17 protein-coding genes, 1 tRNA gene and 1 other annotated feature are annotated in these 15,867 nt (G+C 33.1%); of the genes, 14 read left to right on the top strand and 4 right to left on the bottom strand.

The window, feature by feature from the left end; translation table 11 throughout:
- Positions 1 to 200: 200 nt before the first annotated feature.
- Positions 201 to 1,592: an FAD-dependent oxidoreductase gene (locus LN736_RS17855; protein ID WP_229982129.1), complete on the bottom strand. Its 1,392-nt coding sequence runs from the start codon at positions 1,590 to 1,592 to the stop codon at positions 201 to 203.
- A gap of 227 nt (positions 1,593 to 1,819) precedes the next feature.
- Positions 1,820 to 2,061, top strand: a binding site (T-box leader).
- 100 nt (positions 2,062 to 2,161) lie between these two features.
- Here LN736_RS17855 and cysK point away from each other — a divergent pair.
- The 5 genes from cysK to nth all read left to right on the top strand — a co-directional run bounded on the left by cysK (position 2,162) and on the right by nth (position 6,205).
- Positions 2,162 to 3,073 carry a cysteine synthase A gene (cysK, locus tag LN736_RS17850; protein WP_150358679.1) on the top strand — a complete coding sequence of 304 codons (912 nt, stop codon included), beginning with the start codon at positions 2,162 to 2,164 and terminating at the stop codon, positions 3,071 to 3,073.
- Positions 3,074 to 3,172: 99 nt separating this feature from the next.
- Complete coding sequence (gene epsC, locus LN736_RS17845; protein ID WP_150358683.1) at positions 3,173 to 3,766, top strand: serine O-acetyltransferase EpsC; 594 nt, start codon at positions 3,173 to 3,175, stop codon at positions 3,764 to 3,766.
- A 25-nt stretch (positions 3,767 to 3,791) separates the two neighbouring features.
- Positions 3,792 to 4,766, top strand: coding sequence for a tRNA epoxyqueuosine(34) reductase QueG (gene queG / locus LN736_RS17840; RefSeq protein WP_150358678.1), 975 nt, complete (start codon positions 3,792 to 3,794; stop codon positions 4,764 to 4,766).
- A 60-nt stretch (positions 4,767 to 4,826) separates the two neighbouring features.
- Positions 4,827 to 5,546 carry a lysophospholipid acyltransferase family protein gene (locus LN736_RS17835; protein WP_150358677.1) on the top strand — a complete coding sequence of 240 codons (720 nt, stop codon included), beginning with the start codon at positions 4,827 to 4,829 and terminating at the stop codon, positions 5,544 to 5,546.
- Entirely contained in the window at positions 5,543 to 6,205 is a 663-nt protein-coding gene (gene nth, locus LN736_RS17830) for an endonuclease III (protein ID WP_150358676.1), read from the top strand. The genes LN736_RS17835 and nth overlap by 4 nt, the downstream gene beginning before the upstream one ends.
- Before the next feature lie 71 nt (positions 6,206 to 6,276).
- Here the strand turns inward: nth and LN736_RS17825 are convergent, their stop codons facing one another.
- Positions 6,277 to 7,515, bottom strand: a complete 1,239-nt coding sequence (locus LN736_RS17825) for a competence/damage-inducible protein A (RefSeq protein WP_150358675.1) — start codon at positions 7,513 to 7,515, stop codon at positions 6,277 to 6,279.
- A gap of 174 nt (positions 7,516 to 7,689) precedes the next feature.
- On the opposite strand from LN736_RS17825, the gene LN736_RS17820 reads away from it, so the two are divergent.
- The 3 genes from LN736_RS17820 (at position 7,690) to LN736_RS17810 (ending at position 10,107) form a co-directional block, all read left to right on the top strand.
- Positions 7,690 to 8,856, top strand: a complete 1,167-nt coding sequence (locus LN736_RS17820) for a VanW family protein (RefSeq protein WP_150358721.1) — start codon at positions 7,690 to 7,692, stop codon at positions 8,854 to 8,856.
- A gap of 125 nt (positions 8,857 to 8,981) precedes the next feature.
- Positions 8,982 to 9,068 (top strand) — tRNA-Leu (locus LN736_RS17815).
- Between the two features lie 370 nt (positions 9,069 to 9,438).
- The gene (locus LN736_RS17810; RefSeq protein WP_150358722.1) at positions 9,439 to 10,107 is read left to right on the top strand and encodes a class I SAM-dependent methyltransferase; all 669 of its coding nucleotides are present in this window, start codon (positions 9,439 to 9,441) and stop codon (positions 10,105 to 10,107) included.
- Positions 10,108 to 10,196: 89 nt separating this feature from the next.
- Here the strand turns inward: LN736_RS17810 and LN736_RS17805 are convergent, their stop codons facing one another.
- Positions 10,197 to 10,343, bottom strand: a complete 147-nt coding sequence (locus LN736_RS17805) for a hypothetical protein (protein WP_179978386.1) — start codon at positions 10,341 to 10,343, stop codon at positions 10,197 to 10,199.
- Between the two features lie 199 nt (positions 10,344 to 10,542).
- Here LN736_RS17805 and LN736_RS17800 point away from each other — a divergent pair, with 199 nt between their 5' ends.
- Together LN736_RS17800 and LN736_RS17795 are read left to right on the top strand one after the other, a co-directional pair.
- Positions 10,543 to 10,875: a PadR family transcriptional regulator gene (locus LN736_RS17800; RefSeq protein WP_150358723.1), complete on the top strand. Its 333-nt coding sequence runs from the start codon at positions 10,543 to 10,545 to the stop codon at positions 10,873 to 10,875.
- 3 nt (positions 10,876 to 10,878) lie between these two features.
- Positions 10,879 to 11,601, top strand: a complete 723-nt coding sequence (locus LN736_RS17795) for a DUF2812 domain-containing protein (protein WP_229982128.1) — start codon at positions 10,879 to 10,881, stop codon at positions 11,599 to 11,601.
- A 263-nt stretch (positions 11,602 to 11,864) separates the two neighbouring features.
- On the opposite strand, the gene LN736_RS17790 is transcribed toward LN736_RS17795, so the two are convergent.
- Complete coding sequence (locus tag LN736_RS17790) at positions 11,865 to 12,761, bottom strand: dihydrodipicolinate synthase family protein (RefSeq protein ID WP_229982127.1); 897 nt, start codon at positions 12,759 to 12,761, stop codon at positions 11,865 to 11,867.
- 213 nt (positions 12,762 to 12,974) lie between these two features.
- On the opposite strand from LN736_RS17790, the gene LN736_RS17785 reads away from it, so the two are divergent.
- The 4 genes from LN736_RS17785 to LN736_RS17770 form a co-directional block, all read left to right on the top strand.
- The gene (locus LN736_RS17785) at positions 12,975 to 14,129 is read left to right on the top strand and encodes a sugar diacid recognition domain-containing protein (RefSeq protein WP_229982126.1); all 1,155 of its coding nucleotides are present in this window, start codon (positions 12,975 to 12,977) and stop codon (positions 14,127 to 14,129) included.
- A gap of 123 nt (positions 14,130 to 14,252) precedes the next feature.
- A complete protein-coding gene (locus tag LN736_RS17780; protein ID WP_229982125.1) occupies positions 14,253 to 14,675 on the top strand; it encodes a PPC domain-containing DNA-binding protein in 423 nt (140 codons plus the stop codon).
- 27 nt (positions 14,676 to 14,702) lie between these two features.
- Positions 14,703 to 15,602, top strand: a complete 900-nt coding sequence (locus LN736_RS17775; protein WP_268253956.1) for an aldo/keto reductase — start codon at positions 14,703 to 14,705, stop codon at positions 15,600 to 15,602.
- Between the two features lie 19 nt (positions 15,603 to 15,621).
- Positions 15,622 to 15,867, top strand: a 246-nt coding sequence (locus tag LN736_RS17770; RefSeq protein ID WP_229982124.1) for an NAD(P)-binding domain-containing protein, incomplete at its 3' end; no start/stop codon positions are given.

The raw sequence follows: 15,867 nt of genomic DNA, 5'->3' as shown, positions 1-15,867 counted from the left end.
TCATAATAATTTAGCTTAAATATTAGGGGTGAAGCAAAGATGCTGAACCTTATAATATATAAAAATCAAGCTCTCTGAGTTTTCGAGAGCGTACTATAATAATATTGGGGGGAGAGGTCAATGCAGTGCTGTTTAAACATGAGAAAAAAACAAACTGGCTATAGTTATAAGAGTCAGTTTGCTTTTTTCAATTTAAAGAATTAAATGAAAGGGTTTTCTTTTATTATATTCTGCATACATTTTTTATTCTGTATTGCTAAAATAATTTTGCCGGATTTTTTTGTATCTCCCATTAATATTCCACCTATTAACTTATTGTTTTCAAAGAATAATTTTTGATATTTTCCAGCTGGTGCATCTTTTAAAGTCAGTGTCTGAGATTCCGATGAAATATCACCACATGAAAACAAGTTTACGTTCATTGAAGTAAAAAAAGAAGAGGATATAAAGTCTGAAAAATGTGATTCGTCTCCTGAAGCATTAGCTCCAGCAACTTTACCCATGTTTTCAGAAGCAGGCCAATTTCCGTAAACTCTCCCATTGTATTGGCAGATGTCCCCACAGGCATATACATCTTTTATAGAGGTCTCCATTTTATCATTTACTATGATGCCTTTATCTGTTTTTATATCTGTATTTTCTACCAGTTGTTTGTTGGGACGTATACCAACGGAAAACAGCACCATATCGGCTTTTATAATTTTACCGCTTTTTAATCGTACACCGGTTACCCTTTCTTCTCCCAGTATTTCTTCTGCGGAATCTCCAAGTATTATTTCTACCCCGGATTTATCTACGGCTTCTTTAAACATCAAAGCACTCTCGGAATCTAATTGTCGAGGAAGCAGTCTATTTGAAAATTCGACTACGGTAGTGTCTAGACCAAAATTTTTAATTGACCAGGCAGCTTCAAGCCCTAAAAGTCCGCCTCCTATTATAACCGCATTTTTAGATTTGGACATATAGTTTTTTATATTTTCTGCATCTGACTTATATTTTAAAGTGAATACTCCATCCCTATCTTTACCTTTTATTGGAATTACAAAGTTATAGCTGCCATTTGCAAGTATGAGTTTGTCGTATGGAAATTCCTGCCCTGTCTCTGAAGTTATTTTTTTTGATACTGTATCAACATTTATTATATTGCAGTTTAGAATGAGCTCTATGTTGTTGTCTTTATACCAATTTTTATCGGAAAGGTAAAAGTCTTTATCAGGTATTGATTTTAAAAGATAATCTGAAAGTTCAGGCCTGTAATAGGTTAAAAAATTTTCAGAAGATATGATTGTTATGCTGCAGCTTTTGTTTCTTTTTCTTACGGAATCGGCAGCATAGTAGCCTGCAGCTCCATTTCCAATTATTACAAAGCGTTCGTTTTTATCTGTGCTAAAATCTACAGGGCTTTTTTCAGATACTTCCACAAATTGACTGGAATCAGCACCGCATACCGGACATACCTTAGGTGGTTCCTCGCCTTCAATTATTATTCCGCATACGAGGCACTTCCATTTTTTCACGGATGTAAAAGATTTACCTTCGGAATTTTTAATTGCATTGTCATTGATTTTTTCCCCAAATTTATAAATTGACATCAGTTACCTATATCCTCCTTTTAATGTACTGGTTTTTACTTTGATTTGTTATTATTAAATAATTATTATTAATATTTATTATAATACATGTGATAAGCAAAATCAACCAAATTTCATATTTTATATTTGTACTTTGAGCTTTGAAATAAATTATGAATATATAAAAAAATATTGACAAAAATCCAGGTAGTTGTATAATATATAATATAAATCATAGTAAATTACTCAGAAATGCTTTGAAAAAGAAAAGTAGCTTAAATGAAATTTTACAGAGAGAAAACTGTGTGCTGAGAAGTTTTTTAATGGAGTTTAAGTGAAGTGCTCTTTGGAGTTATGGGCCGAATTGACAGTAGGTTACATCGGGATCACCCGTTATAGTGATAGAACATAGCGCTGTGTTCGATTATGAGTGGGTTCTTTATGGGAACCAAAAAGAGTGGAACCACGGAGCATAAACTTCGTCTCTATAGAAAATGTAGAGAGGAAGTTTTTTTGACGTCAAAATCAAATGTCATTGAAGTTATTAGGATAATTAAATTATTTAAAAAATTTTTGGGAGGAAAATAGTAATGATATTTAATAATGCTATAGATATGATAGGAAATACACCTTTGTTTAAATTGGATAATTTTAAAGAAGAAAATTCAGCTGATATATATGTTAAGCTTGAAAAATATAATCCGGGAGGAAGCATTAAAGATAGGGCTGCTCTTGGAATGATTGAGAGGGCCGAAAGAGAAAAACTTATAGAACCGGGAGGTACCATAGTTGAACCCACTAGCGGCAATACAGGTATTGCCCTTGCCATGATAGGTAAATTAAAGGGATATAAAGTGATAATTGTGATGCCGGAAACCATGAGCGTAGAGAGAAGAAATATGATAAAGGCTTATGGAGCTGAATTGGTTCTCACAGACGGAATCAAGGGAATGAAAGGCGCTATAGAAAAAGCTTATGAAATTGCTAAGGACAAGGAAGGTTACTATATACCACAGCAATTTGTGAATATAGCAAATCCTCAAAAACATTATGCAACTACAGCTGAAGAAATATTAAGTGATTTAAAGGATGTGGATGCATTTTTAGCTGGTGTTGGTACCGGTGGAACGTTAATAGGAGTGGGAGAGAATCTGAAAAAGAGGAATAAAAATACTAAAATAATTGCTGTGGAACCTGCGTCATCACCAGTTTTATCAGGTGGTCAGCCAGGTCCACATAAGATACAGGGTATAGGTGCTGGATTTATACCAGATATATACAAATCGGAACTGGTAGATGATATTATTACAGTGACAGATGAATTGGCGTTTAAGTATGCCAGACTTATGGGAAAAGAAGAGGGAATATTGGTTGGAATATCTTCAGGAGCTAATATAGCAGCAGCTATACAAGTAGCCCAAAAATTGGGGAAAGGTAAGAAAGTGGCTACGGTGGCACCAGATGGAGGAGAGAAATATCTTTCCATGGGATTGTATGATTAAATTGTATTAAATTCCTGTATATTGGACATCTTTTTGCAGAGAGTACTTCCCTGTGAAAAGATGTTAAATGGAAATAAAAGTAATGGGGGTGACATAATGATAAAAAATCCATTCAAACTGTTAGCTTATGATATTAAAAATGCCATGAAAAATGATCCAGCAGCTAGAAATCCAGTAGAAGTATTTTTAGTATATCCTTTTATACATGCTTTGATCCATTATAGAATATCTCATTTTTTTTATAAGAAAAAATTCTTTTTTATTGCCAGAGTTATATCACAGATATCCAGAATGTTCACTGGTATAGAAATTCATCCTGGAGCTAAAATAGGTAAAGGATTGTTTATTGATCATGGAATGGGAGTTGTAATAGGAGAAACTGCAGAAGTCGGGGACAATGTAACATTGTACCACGGAGTAACTCTGGGGGGAACAGGGAAAGATACGGGAAAAAGACATCCTACTATTGGGAATAATGTATTTATAGGAAGCGGCGCAAAAATACTGGGACCTATAGTTGTAGGGGACAATGTTAAAATAGGAGCTAATGCAGTGGTCTTGAAAGATATACCTTCGGATTGTACCGCAGTGGGTATACCTGTGAGGATTATATATAGGAAAAGAGCAGAAGTTATAGAAATAAAAGACTATGCAGGAGATAAAAAAAAGATATATAATGAAATGGTGATATAAAATTCCTGTAGGAGTAGGTGAAATATTGGATTGTAAAAGAGAAATATTAAATTATTGTCACAGTATAGGTTTGGATACTGTAGGCTTTACCAAATGTAGAGTGTATACTGAACTGGAAGGATATCTCTGCTTTAGGAAAGAAAATTTACTGGAAAGTGAGTTCGAAGAAAAGGATATTAAGAAGAGGATTAATTCTTGTGAATATATGGACGGGGGAAAGACAATAATATCTGTTGCCTTTCCCTATTTATTTAAAAAGGATCATATACAAAAAGATATAAAATTTTCACTATATACCAGGGGAAAAGATTATCATAAAGTTGTAGAGGCTTATTTAAAAAAAATATGTGGTTATATAGAGAGTTTAGGTGGAAAAACCAGATATTTTGTGGATAGTAATTTTTTGCCTGAAAGATATATAGCTTTTCAAAGTGGAATAGGATTTATAGGGAAAAATAATATGCTTATTACGAAAAGATATGGATCCTATGTATTTTTGGGTGAGATAATAACTGATATAGAGGTAGAAAGTGACATCCCTTTGAAAAGTAAATGCGGGAATTGCAGTTTATGCCAGACTGCATGTCCTACAGGGGCCATCTGTGGGAACAGGGATTCCAATAAGTGCATGTCTTATATTACCCAGAAAAAAAATGTAGATAGTAAATGGTTCCCAATATTTCAGGGAAGACTATTTGGATGTGATACATGTCAGGAAGTGTGTCCATATAATGGCGATATTATTTATTCAAATATAGAAGATTTAAGACCTTTCAATTTCATGGAGAGAGTAGATTTAAACGAGATTGTCAATATTGATAAGAGCACATTTATCGAAAAATATTACAATACTTCCTGTGGATGGAGGGGTAAAAATATTATTCAGAGAAATGCTATAATAAATGCACTTATGCTGGGCAAAAATGTTGAGATAAAAAATATAAAATCTTCCTATATAAAAGATTATTATAATAGACTTTTACATGTTTTGAAATTATAATTTATATGATGACATTATTTTAGGATTATATTATATATAAAAGGGAAGGTGGCTTTATCTATGATTTCTCCATGGATGGCTAAGCTGATTGGATGTCTGCCTCAGGGATTAGTAAGGTATATTTCGAAGAAAGTGTTAAATGGCTACTTAAATAAATATGCGACTATAGAAGTTAAAGGTATGGAGCATTTAAATGAAGTTAAAAGGCCTATTGTATTTATATGTAATCATTTAAGTAATTCAGATGCATTAGTTCTTAGCGACGTATTTAAAAAAGAAAATTTAACTTTTGTTGCAGGGATGAAATTGAATAATGATTGTCTTACCAAACTTGGAATGAGCATGACGAAAACTATAGTTATAAAACCAAATTCTGCAGATAAAGGGGCCATTTCCAATATAGTAAAGGCAATTAAATCCGGTGAAAATATGCTTATATTTCCTGAGGGCACGAGGAGTAGAACATCTACTATGAACAAAGGGAAAAAAGGGATAGTGCTTATACAAAAATTATCTAAGGGAAGAATAGTTCCCATAGGAATATGGGGAACTGAAAAGCTTTTACCTATAAATGATAAAGGTATGGCTTTGGAAAGTTTTCATCCTGCCAAGGTGACAGTAAACATAGGAAAGGAATTACATGTACCAGGTCGAAACAAGGATGAGGAAAAACATGAATATGAAGATAGAGTAATCGATTTTTTCATGTATGAAATAGCAAAGCTGCTTCCTGAAAAATATAGAGGAGTGTATAGTTTTAATGAAGGTGATAAAAATTGAACAAACGAATTGTAAATACAATATTAAAAATATTAAGTGAAACATATCCAGAAGCAAAATGTGCATTGAAATTCGGATCTCCTTATGAATTATTGGTAGCTACAATGCTTTCGGCTCAATGTACCGATGTTAGAGTAAACAAGGTTACAAGTGAATTGTATAAAGAATTTAATACTCCTGAGAAAATGGTTTCATTGACAGAAGAGGAGTTAGGAGAAAAAATAAAAAGCTGTGGCTTTTTTAGGAATAAAAGCAAGCATATATTGGAAGCAAGTAGAACGATTATGGAAAAATATCAAGGTCAAGTTCCCGATACGATGGAAAAATTAATCACATTACCTGGAGTAGGCAGAAAAACTGCAGATGTGGTTTTATCAAACGCTTTTGGAGTTCCGGCCATTGCAGTAGATACCCATGTGTTTAGAGTATCTAATAGACTTGGAATAGCAAGGGGAAATACTCCTCATAAAGTTGAGATGGAGCTTATGAAAAATATACCTAAGGATATGTGGAGTGATTCTCATCATTATTTGATATGGCATGGAAGACAGATATGTAAATCTAGAAAACCCGATTGTGAACATTGTCCTGTGGCTCCCTACTGTGAGTATTTCAATCATCCTGAGGATTATGAGAAGGATAAAATTAAAAAGAAATAATCTGTAAAATTCAGCATTCAAAGAGGGTATAATGTTGTTGAGAATATTATACCCTTTCATATTTAATGCGTCTATATATTCATGATTTCCCTTCGTACCCAATCCAGGGCACTCATAGTTGCTCTTTTTCTTATGGTGGCTCTATTGCCAAAGTATTGAAATTTTTTGACTTGTGTTTTACCTCTGATGTAAAGTCCCATATAGACCAAACCTACGGGCTTTTCTGGGGAGCCTCCGTCAGGGCCGGCAATTCCAGTGGTAGCTATGCCTATGTCAGTATCAGAGGTTTTAGCTATGCCTTCAGCCATTTCTCTTGCGGTTTCATAGCTTACAGCACCATATTTATCTAGAGTTTCCCTTTTGACACCAAGCCTGTTGATTTTGGCTTCGTTGCTGTAGGTAACAGCTCCTTCTTTAAATACTTTTGATATTCCCGGATAATTTACAAGTTTTGCAGCTATCAGTCCTCCGGTGCATGACTCGGCAGAGGATATGGTATAGTCTTTATCTATAAGCATCTTGCCCAGTACTTCTTCTATTTTTACATCATCCTCTCCATAAATATTTATCCCAAATATTTTTCTGAGTTTGGATTCTACAGGTTCTATGAGAGTTAAGGCTTCATCTTCTGTAGAAGCTTCTGCCGTAATTCTAAGTATTGTATCCTCTTCTTTGGCATAAGGGGCTACAGTGGGATTAGTACTGTTGTTTATGATGTCCGATGCCATTTCTGCCATGATACCTTCTCCTATTCCAGATATTCTAAGTGTCTTTGATTTTATTATCCCTCTGCTGTATTTCTTTAAAAAAGGCTCTACATATTCAGTAAACATAGGTGCAACTTCTCTGGGGGGACCTGGAAGTATTATGAGGGTTTTATTTTCTACTTCTAAGATACATCCAGGAGCTGTACCGTGAGGGTTGGGCAGTATTTTAGAACCTTTAGGGAAATAGGCCTGTTTTATATTATTGCCTTTAGAATAGGATCTGCCCATCTTATTGAAATGATCCTTTAAATCCTCCAGTGATTTTTCATCTAGGATGAGCTCTCTGTTGAAAAATTTAGCACTTGTTTCTTTTGTCAGATCATCTGGAGTGGGTCCAAGTCCTCCTGTTGTAATTATAATATCCGATCTTTTAAAACCATTCTCTAATTCATCTAAAAGCCTTTCTGGGTTATCCCCAACTACGGATTGATGAAATACTTCTATACCTAAATTTGCCAGATGTTTGGATATGAATTGGGCATTGGTATTGACTATATCTCCAAGTAAAATTTCTGTTCCTACACATAGTATTTCAGCTTTCATGCATTTTTACCTCCGTCTTTATTATTTGAAGTATTACTACATATTTATACAATTTTATGATACCATAAAATTATATTTATTTTGAAAGTCATATAATAAATTAATAATTTTTTGCATATAAAAATTAATGTCACTATAGTATAATATCTATGTGAAAATAAAGAGGTGATGAAAATGAATCAAGGAAAACGCTCCCGGAAAGCCAAGAAAGCTAAAAAAACTTTGAAAAATAAATTAATAATATTAACTATAATTGCTTTAGCTGTTTTTATGGGTATAAGCTGTGGGTTTGTAGTATATCATTACAATGATATAAAACATTGGAATAATTTGATTTATCCTAAAGTTTTTATAAATAATGCAGATCTTTCGGGGAAAACTAAACTAGAGGCTAAGAACATAATAAAAAAGGAATACTCTGATAAAATAGGGAAAAAGAAAATTAACATAATAGTAGGAAATAAAAAGTATGAATTACTCTATTCAAAGTTAAATCCTTCATATAATGTAGATGAAGTTGTGAACGAAGCGTATTCCTATGGAAAAGATGAGAATATATTCAAAAAATATCGATTATTGAAGAACCCAAAAACTGTAAGCTATCAATTGAAACTTTTTTATGATGCAAAGCCTGTAAAAAATTTAGTGAATGAAATTGAAAATGAAGTCAATTCAGATCCGGTCAATGCATCTTTAAAAATGGGAAATGTTGGTTTTGAAGTAATTCCACACCAGGATGGCATTAAGCTAAAAAAAGAAGATTTGCAAAAGGAACTGATTTCCAAAATAGATGGAAGTATAGGGCAAAATCCAACTGTAAAGGCTAAGTTAGAAATTATTCCAGCTTCAATAAAAGAAAATGAACTTAAAACAGTAGATACATTGATATCCAGTTTTAGTACAAACTATGGTTCCATATCATCTTCAGAAAGAGCAAATAATATAGCTCTTGCTACAAAAAGCATAAATGGGTATGTAGTAATGCCTGGAGATACTTTCAGCTTTAATGGAGTTGTAGGTCAAAGAACTGCTGCGAAAGGGTATCAGGCCGCACCTGTTATTGTTGGAGATAAAGTTGAATCAGGGCTTGGAGGGGGAATATGCCAGGTGTCCACTACTTTGTACAATGCAGTTCATAATGCAGGCCTTACTTCTACGGAGAGAAGTCATCATTCTCTTCCAGTACATTATGTGTCAGAAGGAATGGATGCTACAGTGGATTATGGAAACATAGATTATAAATTTAGAAATGATTTTAAATATCCTGTGTATATAGAAGGGTATATTTCAGGAGGGAATGTAGCATTCAATTTATATTCGAATTCTGCAGTTGTAAAATAAAAGAATTGATATATGTAGATGAAAACGTAAGTTATTTTTCTATTGTTTTCTGATTTTAATTATGATATACTATTTAAGTAATAAACGGACTGTTTCAGAGAAAAATCTGTAAACCGTCCAACCATGCGGATATGGCGGAACTGGCAGACGCGCTAGATTCAGGTTCTAGTGAAAGAAATTTCATGCAGGTTCAAGTCCTGTTATCCGCACCAATAAAAAACCTTGTGTTAAAAGTTAAATCTACACATGGTTTTTTATTTTCCCTTTGATCAATAACTATATCTCAAGCTGCAGTGGGGATAGGTATTGTTCTTACACTGCTTGTGGCTATTACAAAGAATATAATACCTGGCATTTTGTTTCATATTGTATTTAATATTAGCGGAACTATTTCAAATGTTAAAAATATCGTACAGGCTTATTTTATGGCTGTGATTTTGGCTATTTGTCTGTTTTATACAATGTACTTATTAAAATTCCTGAGGGAAATTGCTAATTGATTATAAAAAACTGTAAATAGTTTTCTGAAAAAATTTATAGTATAATAAAATAGTGTAGCTTGAAAAAGGAGGTAAATAGAAAATGATTCTATCAAAACCATGGGACTGGACTAAAAATTCTAATGATAAATGGCTTGTGCCCTGCATGGAAAGTGCATATTTTGCTGAGATATGGAAAGCACAGAAATTTCAACACTTCTTGGATTTAGGCAGTGGACTTGGGCGACATTCTATATATATGGCCCATAAAGGTTTTTCTGTAACTGCTGTAGATTTATCAGACTATGGCATCCGGCATTTGTCCGATTGGGCCAAAAGAGAAAGTTTGGATATTGAAACTCGTCTATGTGATATGCTCTCGCTGCCATTTTCGGATAATAGCTTTGATTGCATGTTTGCTTATAATGTAATCTATCATACAGATACTCAGGGTTTTGTAAAAATATTGGATGAGATTAAGCGTGTATTGAAGCCTGGAGGAGAGATATTCCTTACTCTAATTTCAAAAGGAACATGGGATTTTCAGAATGCCGAGGAAAGCCGACGGCTTGATGACAATACGATTCTCCGCAACGAGCATGAAACAGAAAAAAATGTCCCGCATTTTTATGCAGATTTAAAAGATATTGAACATTTTTTTAGTGACTGGAAAATGCTGAGTTTACCAAAAGAGTGGTGTGAGTATGGCTTGGATAGATCCAGGCACTACAGCAAGCACTGGTCACTCTGGTTAAAAAAAGTTTCTGTTTGATGCATTCAGGCATAATTATGGAGAGAGTGTTTGCTTCTCAACTTGCTTTCACTGTTTTTTCAGTGCTTTCTAACATTTTAGTAGAACAATCAAGGAGTCCCTTCATTGTGAATTGGGTTAGGTATTTTTATCAGGCGTGGAAAATATTGAATCCCAATTTCATCTTTATGTATTTCTACAACAATCAAAGCAGTAAAAATTGCCATAATCAATTCTACGTCAATATTGCGTCTCATCCGTCTCCCACCTGCCATCTTCTTACAATTTCGATGAAGCTGCTGTAAAGAAAATCTACATGTTTAAGCTCATTTTTTCCCTATATAACCAAAGAAATGCTAATAACCTTATTAATTTTATATCTATTGACATATATATCATTAAATGATATAGTATATTAAATGATATATCATTTAATGAAATATTTAGGAGGTAAACATGCCTAGAAATAATTCTCTAAAGATGGGTGAACTCACAGATGCTTATTATTATATTTTACTTTCTTTAATAAAACCTAAACATGGATATCTGATTATGAAGTCAATTGAAGAAATGTCTCAAGGTAGTTTTTCAATAGGTCCTGCATCATTATATACGAGTATAAAAAAACTTCTTGAGGGTGGTCTTATAAAACTTAATGGGGATTCACAACAGAAAAAAATTTATATTATTACAGATAAAGGTATTGAGTTTTTAAAAAATGAGGTTAGAAAAAAACGAAAAATGGTCGAGATTGCTGAGAAGATATTTAATAGTGAGGAGATGTTATAAGATATGTTTAACACAAAATACGTTATGAGAAAAGGTTTGGCTTTGGCAGAAAATGAGGAAATGGAGATGCTGTCATCTTATGCCAGGGAAGGCTGGATTCTGTATAAATTTGGTACTTTAGGGTATAAGCTAAAAAAATCCAATCCACAGCAATTACAATATTCCCTTGATTATAGAAACAACCCGGATAAAGAATATTTTTTGTACTTTAAAGAAGCCGGATGGTCTTACGTATGTTCTATAGGAAATACAATTCACATATTTAGTGCACCTGAAGGGACAAAACCAATATATACTGACAATGATACTGAATCGGAAAAATATGTGGGCCAGTATGAAATGACAAAAAAGATTGCAATACCATCGTCGCTATGTACTATTTTGCTTCTTATTTTAACATTGCTTTCCAAATACGGCTATATACCTGATATATATAGAAAGATATTTGGCATTCTTTTAATAGCATCGGTTATAATTACTGTTTATACAGTGATTCCATGTATGTCTTTTTATTCTAAGATAAACAAGTCAGGGATAAAGGAAGATACAAAAAACAGGAGTAGAAATTATAAGATTGCCTATGTATTATTAACAATTATGACATTATTATTAGTAAGTCTATTTTTATTAAGTAAATTTAATTTTTTAAGTATAGGTAATGCTGTATTCTATATAATTTTCTTTATATGCATTTTATTAGGGATATTCATATGTCTTATCAAATAGAAAGTCTTCAGAAACCTTTGAGTTTGCCTAATTCCATAAGAAATGATATGATCACATCATGTATATCTGAATTCTTGTATGGAAAAAGGGAAAGTGTGAGGAATAATATATTAGGAATTATGGGTAGTTGAAAAGTATACAATATAGATGGTGAGAATGAATTACTAAATTGGGACTTTTTTATTACTTTGAATTTGGAGCCAGTGTGCTGGCTCCTGAACTAATAAAAAAATTTTTGATTATATTTTATTATATATGGAAAATTATTTCGCATTGACGATTTTTTTGATTCGATTTTTGACGTCATCTGTAACTTTTATGTCATAGTATCTTATTGACGTATTGAAATCTGAATTTAAAGCAATGCTTGCAGCAGTCTTTGTAGACAATATGTTGTTGCTGTTTGGCATTTCACGTACATCCATTATATGATTTATTTTCTTCTGAAGTTCCAATAATTTCTTAAAGTCGCCTTTCAAGAATATTTTGTATGTCTCTACCAGAAGTTTTGCCTGGGTATTTGTCTGTGTGCCTATAATACCGTTTCCACCTATCATAAGGTTGGGTATCAAATATTCATCTATTCCGGACAGTACTGCAAAATCAGGATATACGCTTTTAACTTTTTCCACAAATCTTCTTATATTTCCAAGAGCAGGTGTAGTATCCTTTATACCGCCATGAGCTATGTTTTCATACTTGCCGGCTAATTTAAGTACTAGCTCTACAGACAACTCAATTTTTGTATTTTGAGGTATATTATATAATATCATTGGTAGATTTGTATTTTTTGCTATGATAGAAAAATATTCAAAAACATGGCTCTCATCCAATTTAAAATAAAAAGGAGGAACTACCAGTACAGCATCTGCATTGTTTTCTTCTGCACATTTTGCAAGTGCTATAGCTTCTCTTATATTTGGGCTTCCCGTACCAACTATTAACTGTACTCTTCCGTTGATGGTTTTTGATGCGAATTCAATGTATTTCTTTTTTTCATCGAAAGTCATATTAAAAAATTCACCTGTAGTTCCGAGTATGCATATTCCATAAATGCCATCTGAAATTAATTTTTCAATCATTTGTCTGTTAGATTTCTGATCGAAGTCTCCATTTTCATCAAAAATAGTTATTATTGGTGTAAAAACACCCTTTATCATTGTATAACCCCTCCCACTGTGACATATATGTCATAAAATCATAATTTATAATATAGTAACAGAACGAACTATAATTGTATTATCATGCTTATATATTTTTATATCAATGTTCAATTGCACAAATATTATTTATGGCAAACGTTAGATTTTTATTTACATGCACATTATAAAAGAATGATTATTGCCTTATCATGTTATAAGGAGGGGTATAAAATGGAGATTTTGAGTAGGCAGCTTGCGGAAAGAATAGTTGATAGAACTATGAAAGCCGTGAATAAAAATGTAAATATAATGAATGAAAAGGGTATGATTATAGCGTCCGGTGATAAAAGTAGAGTCGGTACAATCCATGAAGGTGCAGTTTTGGCACTTAAAAGGAGATCTGAATTCAGTATAGATGAAAGGCAGTGCAGGGAATTAAACGGAGTTCAGGAAGGGACCAATATAGTAATAGAATTTAAAGGAGATATCATTGGAGTAATCGGTATCACGGGGAAAAGGGATGAAGTTATAGGATATGGCAGACTTATTAAAATGGCAGCTGAAATGATGATAGAACAGGCTTATGTAATGAAGGAACTTGAATGGAGCAACAAGATAAAGGAAAACATGGTAGTATCCCTTATAAATGATAATCAAGATTCTTTTAAATTACTAGAGAAATATGCAGAAAAGTTTAAATTGACAAGTAATTATCCCATGATAGTTTTTATTGTACAGATTGACTTTGAAAAAATTTCTGAAAAAAAAGATATAGATATACTTAACGATGTAATTTCAATACTGGAAGCAAACTTTGAAGGATCGCTTGCAGCTGCGATTGATTCAAAAACAATCGTTATTATATACAAATGTCCAAATGTGGATTATGAATCTATAACCTGCAAACCCAGAATGGAGAGTGTGTATAGAAAGATAAGGTTTAAAACGAAGAGTAATGTAAAGATATCTATAGGAAAAGTATGCAGTAAACTGGCCGATATTCATAAATCTTATGAAATAGCTCAAAAAACATTTTTATTTGGGGAGGAAAACTACTCGCAGGAGAATATATATATATTTGACATTCTAAAGTATCAAATGCTGTTTTTACAGGATAATGCAAAATGGAAACTCAGTGAACTTAAGGATTCCTATGAATTAATTTCTGAAAATGATAGAAATGGAGAATTAATGGAAACGTTAAAAGTTTTTATAGAAGAAAATGGCGAACTTAACAAAGTTTCCAACAGGTTATTTATACATAGGAATACTCTTAATTATCGTTTAAATAAGATATATAAACTGACAAACTTAAATCCTAAAAGATATGTGGACTTATTCTGGCTTTATTCATCTATAATTAATTTTAAAACTACTCAGAGTTGATTCCATTATGCAATTAAACAAAATAAAGCAGTATTATATGTTGATATTTGTTTAATTTAATATTGATTAAATTTCCAAAAGCAGGAATAATTTAAGTATAATAAAAATTTGGGAGCTGATATGATGAAATTTAGAAAATCCGGATCCAATTATATTGTAAAGTTGAATAAAGGTGAAGAAGTAATGAAAGAGTTGACAAAATTATGTAAAGAGCAGAATATAGAAGCAGGGTGTTTTACTGCAATTGGCGCTGCCTCTGAAGTAGAACTTGGGTATTTTGATCCGGTAAAAAAAGTCTATGACAGCAAGGATTTTGTGGAAAATTTTGAGATAACAAGTCTTGTGGGAAATATAGGAAGATTGAAAAATGATGATGTAGTAATTCATTCACATATAAATTTAAGCAATAAAAACTATGGGCTTATTGGTGGGCATTTGTTCAAATGTAAAGTCTCACTTGTTTGTGAACTGTTTATTACAGATCTTGGAGAGAAAATAGTTAAATTGCCTGACAGAGAGTTTGGATTGAATTTCATGAATTTATAAACGCTAATTTGAAAGGAGACCGATATCTTGAGTTTGATAAGTGAAAATGAGATTGAAAAGATAAGAAGTATAAATGAAAAAAGAAAAGTTGTTCTTCCAGATGGTACCCGTGTTCCTGCACTAGGACAGGGAACCTGGTATCTGGGTGAAAATCCATCTGCAAGGAAAGCCGAGATAAATACATTGAGGCTTGGAGTAGAACTTGGGATGACTCTTATAGATACTGCGGAAATGTATGGGGAAGGGGAATCCGAAAATTTGGTAGGATATGCAATAAAGGGTATAAGAGATAAGATATTTCTGGTTTCCAAAGTTTATCCGCACAATGCGGGAATCCCAGATATATTCAACTCCTGCGAAAACAGCCTGAGAAGATTGAATACTGATCATCTTGACTTGTATCTTCTCCATTGGAGGGGTAATGTACCTTTTCAGGAAACAATAGAAGGCATGGAGAAATTGAAAAAACAGGGGAAAATTTTAAGGTGGGGAGTATCCAACTTTGATACTTCTGATATGACAGAACTTGGTGAATGCAGCGGCAGTGAAAATTGTATGGTCAACCAGGTGCTGTATCATCTTGGATCAAGAGGCATTGAATTTGATCTGCTTCCATGGCAGAGGAGACATAACATGCCTATTATGGCATATTGTCCAATAGCAAAGGGCGGAAGGTTGAGAGAACATATCCTGAATGAAAAGACTTTAAATGAAATAGCACAAAATCATGGAGCAACACCTGTACAGGTACTTCTTGCATGGTGCATGAGATCAGGCAATGTAATTGCAATTCCAAAGGCATCCCATGAAAAGCATGTTGTAGAGAATGCCAGAGCAGGTGCTGTTGTTCTTTCAAAAGATGAACTTGATGCACTTGGAAAAGTATTTCCTAAACCTGATAGAAAGATGCCGCTTGATGTATTGTAATGATAAGGAGGAGTAACATATGAAGATAGGATTTATAGGACTTGGAATCATGGGGAAGCCAATGTCGAAGAATTTGATAAAGGCAGGTTATGATCTTGTAGTGTTCAATAGAAGTAAACAATCTGTCCATGAGCTTGTAAAATTTGGAGCTGAAGAAGGCATTTCCTCAAAGGATGTTGCATCAAAAACCGATGTTATTATAACAATGCTTCCAAATTCACCCCAGGTAAAGCAGGTTGTTTTTGGAGAGAATGGTGTTGCAGAA

The organism is Clostridium aromativorans, assembly GCF_020908015.1.
GTDB classification, from domain to species: domain Bacteria; phylum Bacillota; class Clostridia; order Clostridiales; family Clostridiaceae; genus Clostridium_B; species Clostridium_B aromativorans.
The sequence above is the reverse complement of the archived record's forward strand: the minus strand, read 5'-3'. Positions and strand labels throughout refer to the sequence as shown.

Excerpts from the sequence above, each read along its gene's own strand:
- LN736_RS17855 (WP_229982129.1), bottom strand. The coding sequence starts at position 1,592 with ATGTCAATTTATAAATTTGGGGAAAAAATCAATGACAATGCAATTAAA.
- cysK (WP_150358679.1), top strand. The coding sequence starts at position 2,162 with ATGATATTTAATAATGCTATAGATATGATAGGAAATACACCTTTGTTT.
- LN736_RS17835 (WP_150358677.1), top strand. The coding sequence starts at position 4,827 with ATGATTTCTCCATGGATGGCTAAGCTGATTGGATGTCTGCCTCAGGGA.
- LN736_RS17825 (WP_150358675.1), bottom strand. The coding sequence starts at position 7,515 with ATGAAAGCTGAAATACTATGTGTAGGAACAGAAATTTTACTTGGAGAT.
- LN736_RS17820 (WP_150358721.1), top strand. The coding sequence starts at position 7,690 with ATGAATCAAGGAAAACGCTCCCGGAAAGCCAAGAAAGCTAAAAAAACT.
- LN736_RS17810 (WP_150358722.1), top strand. The coding sequence starts at position 9,439 with ATGATTCTATCAAAACCATGGGACTGGACTAAAAATTCTAATGATAAA.
- LN736_RS17805 (WP_179978386.1), bottom strand. The coding sequence starts at position 10,343 with ATGAGACGCAATATTGACGTAGAATTGATTATGGCAATTTTTACTGCT.
- LN736_RS17800 (WP_150358723.1), top strand. The coding sequence starts at position 10,543 with ATGCCTAGAAATAATTCTCTAAAGATGGGTGAACTCACAGATGCTTAT.
- LN736_RS17795 (WP_229982128.1), top strand. The coding sequence starts at position 10,879 with ATGTTTAACACAAAATACGTTATGAGAAAAGGTTTGGCTTTGGCAGAA.
- LN736_RS17790 (WP_229982127.1), bottom strand. The coding sequence starts at position 12,761 with ATGATAAAGGGTGTTTTTACACCAATAATAACTATTTTTGATGAAAAT.
- LN736_RS17785 (WP_229982126.1), top strand. The coding sequence starts at position 12,975 with ATGGAGATTTTGAGTAGGCAGCTTGCGGAAAGAATAGTTGATAGAACT.
- LN736_RS17780 (WP_229982125.1), top strand. The coding sequence starts at position 14,253 with ATGAAATTTAGAAAATCCGGATCCAATTATATTGTAAAGTTGAATAAA.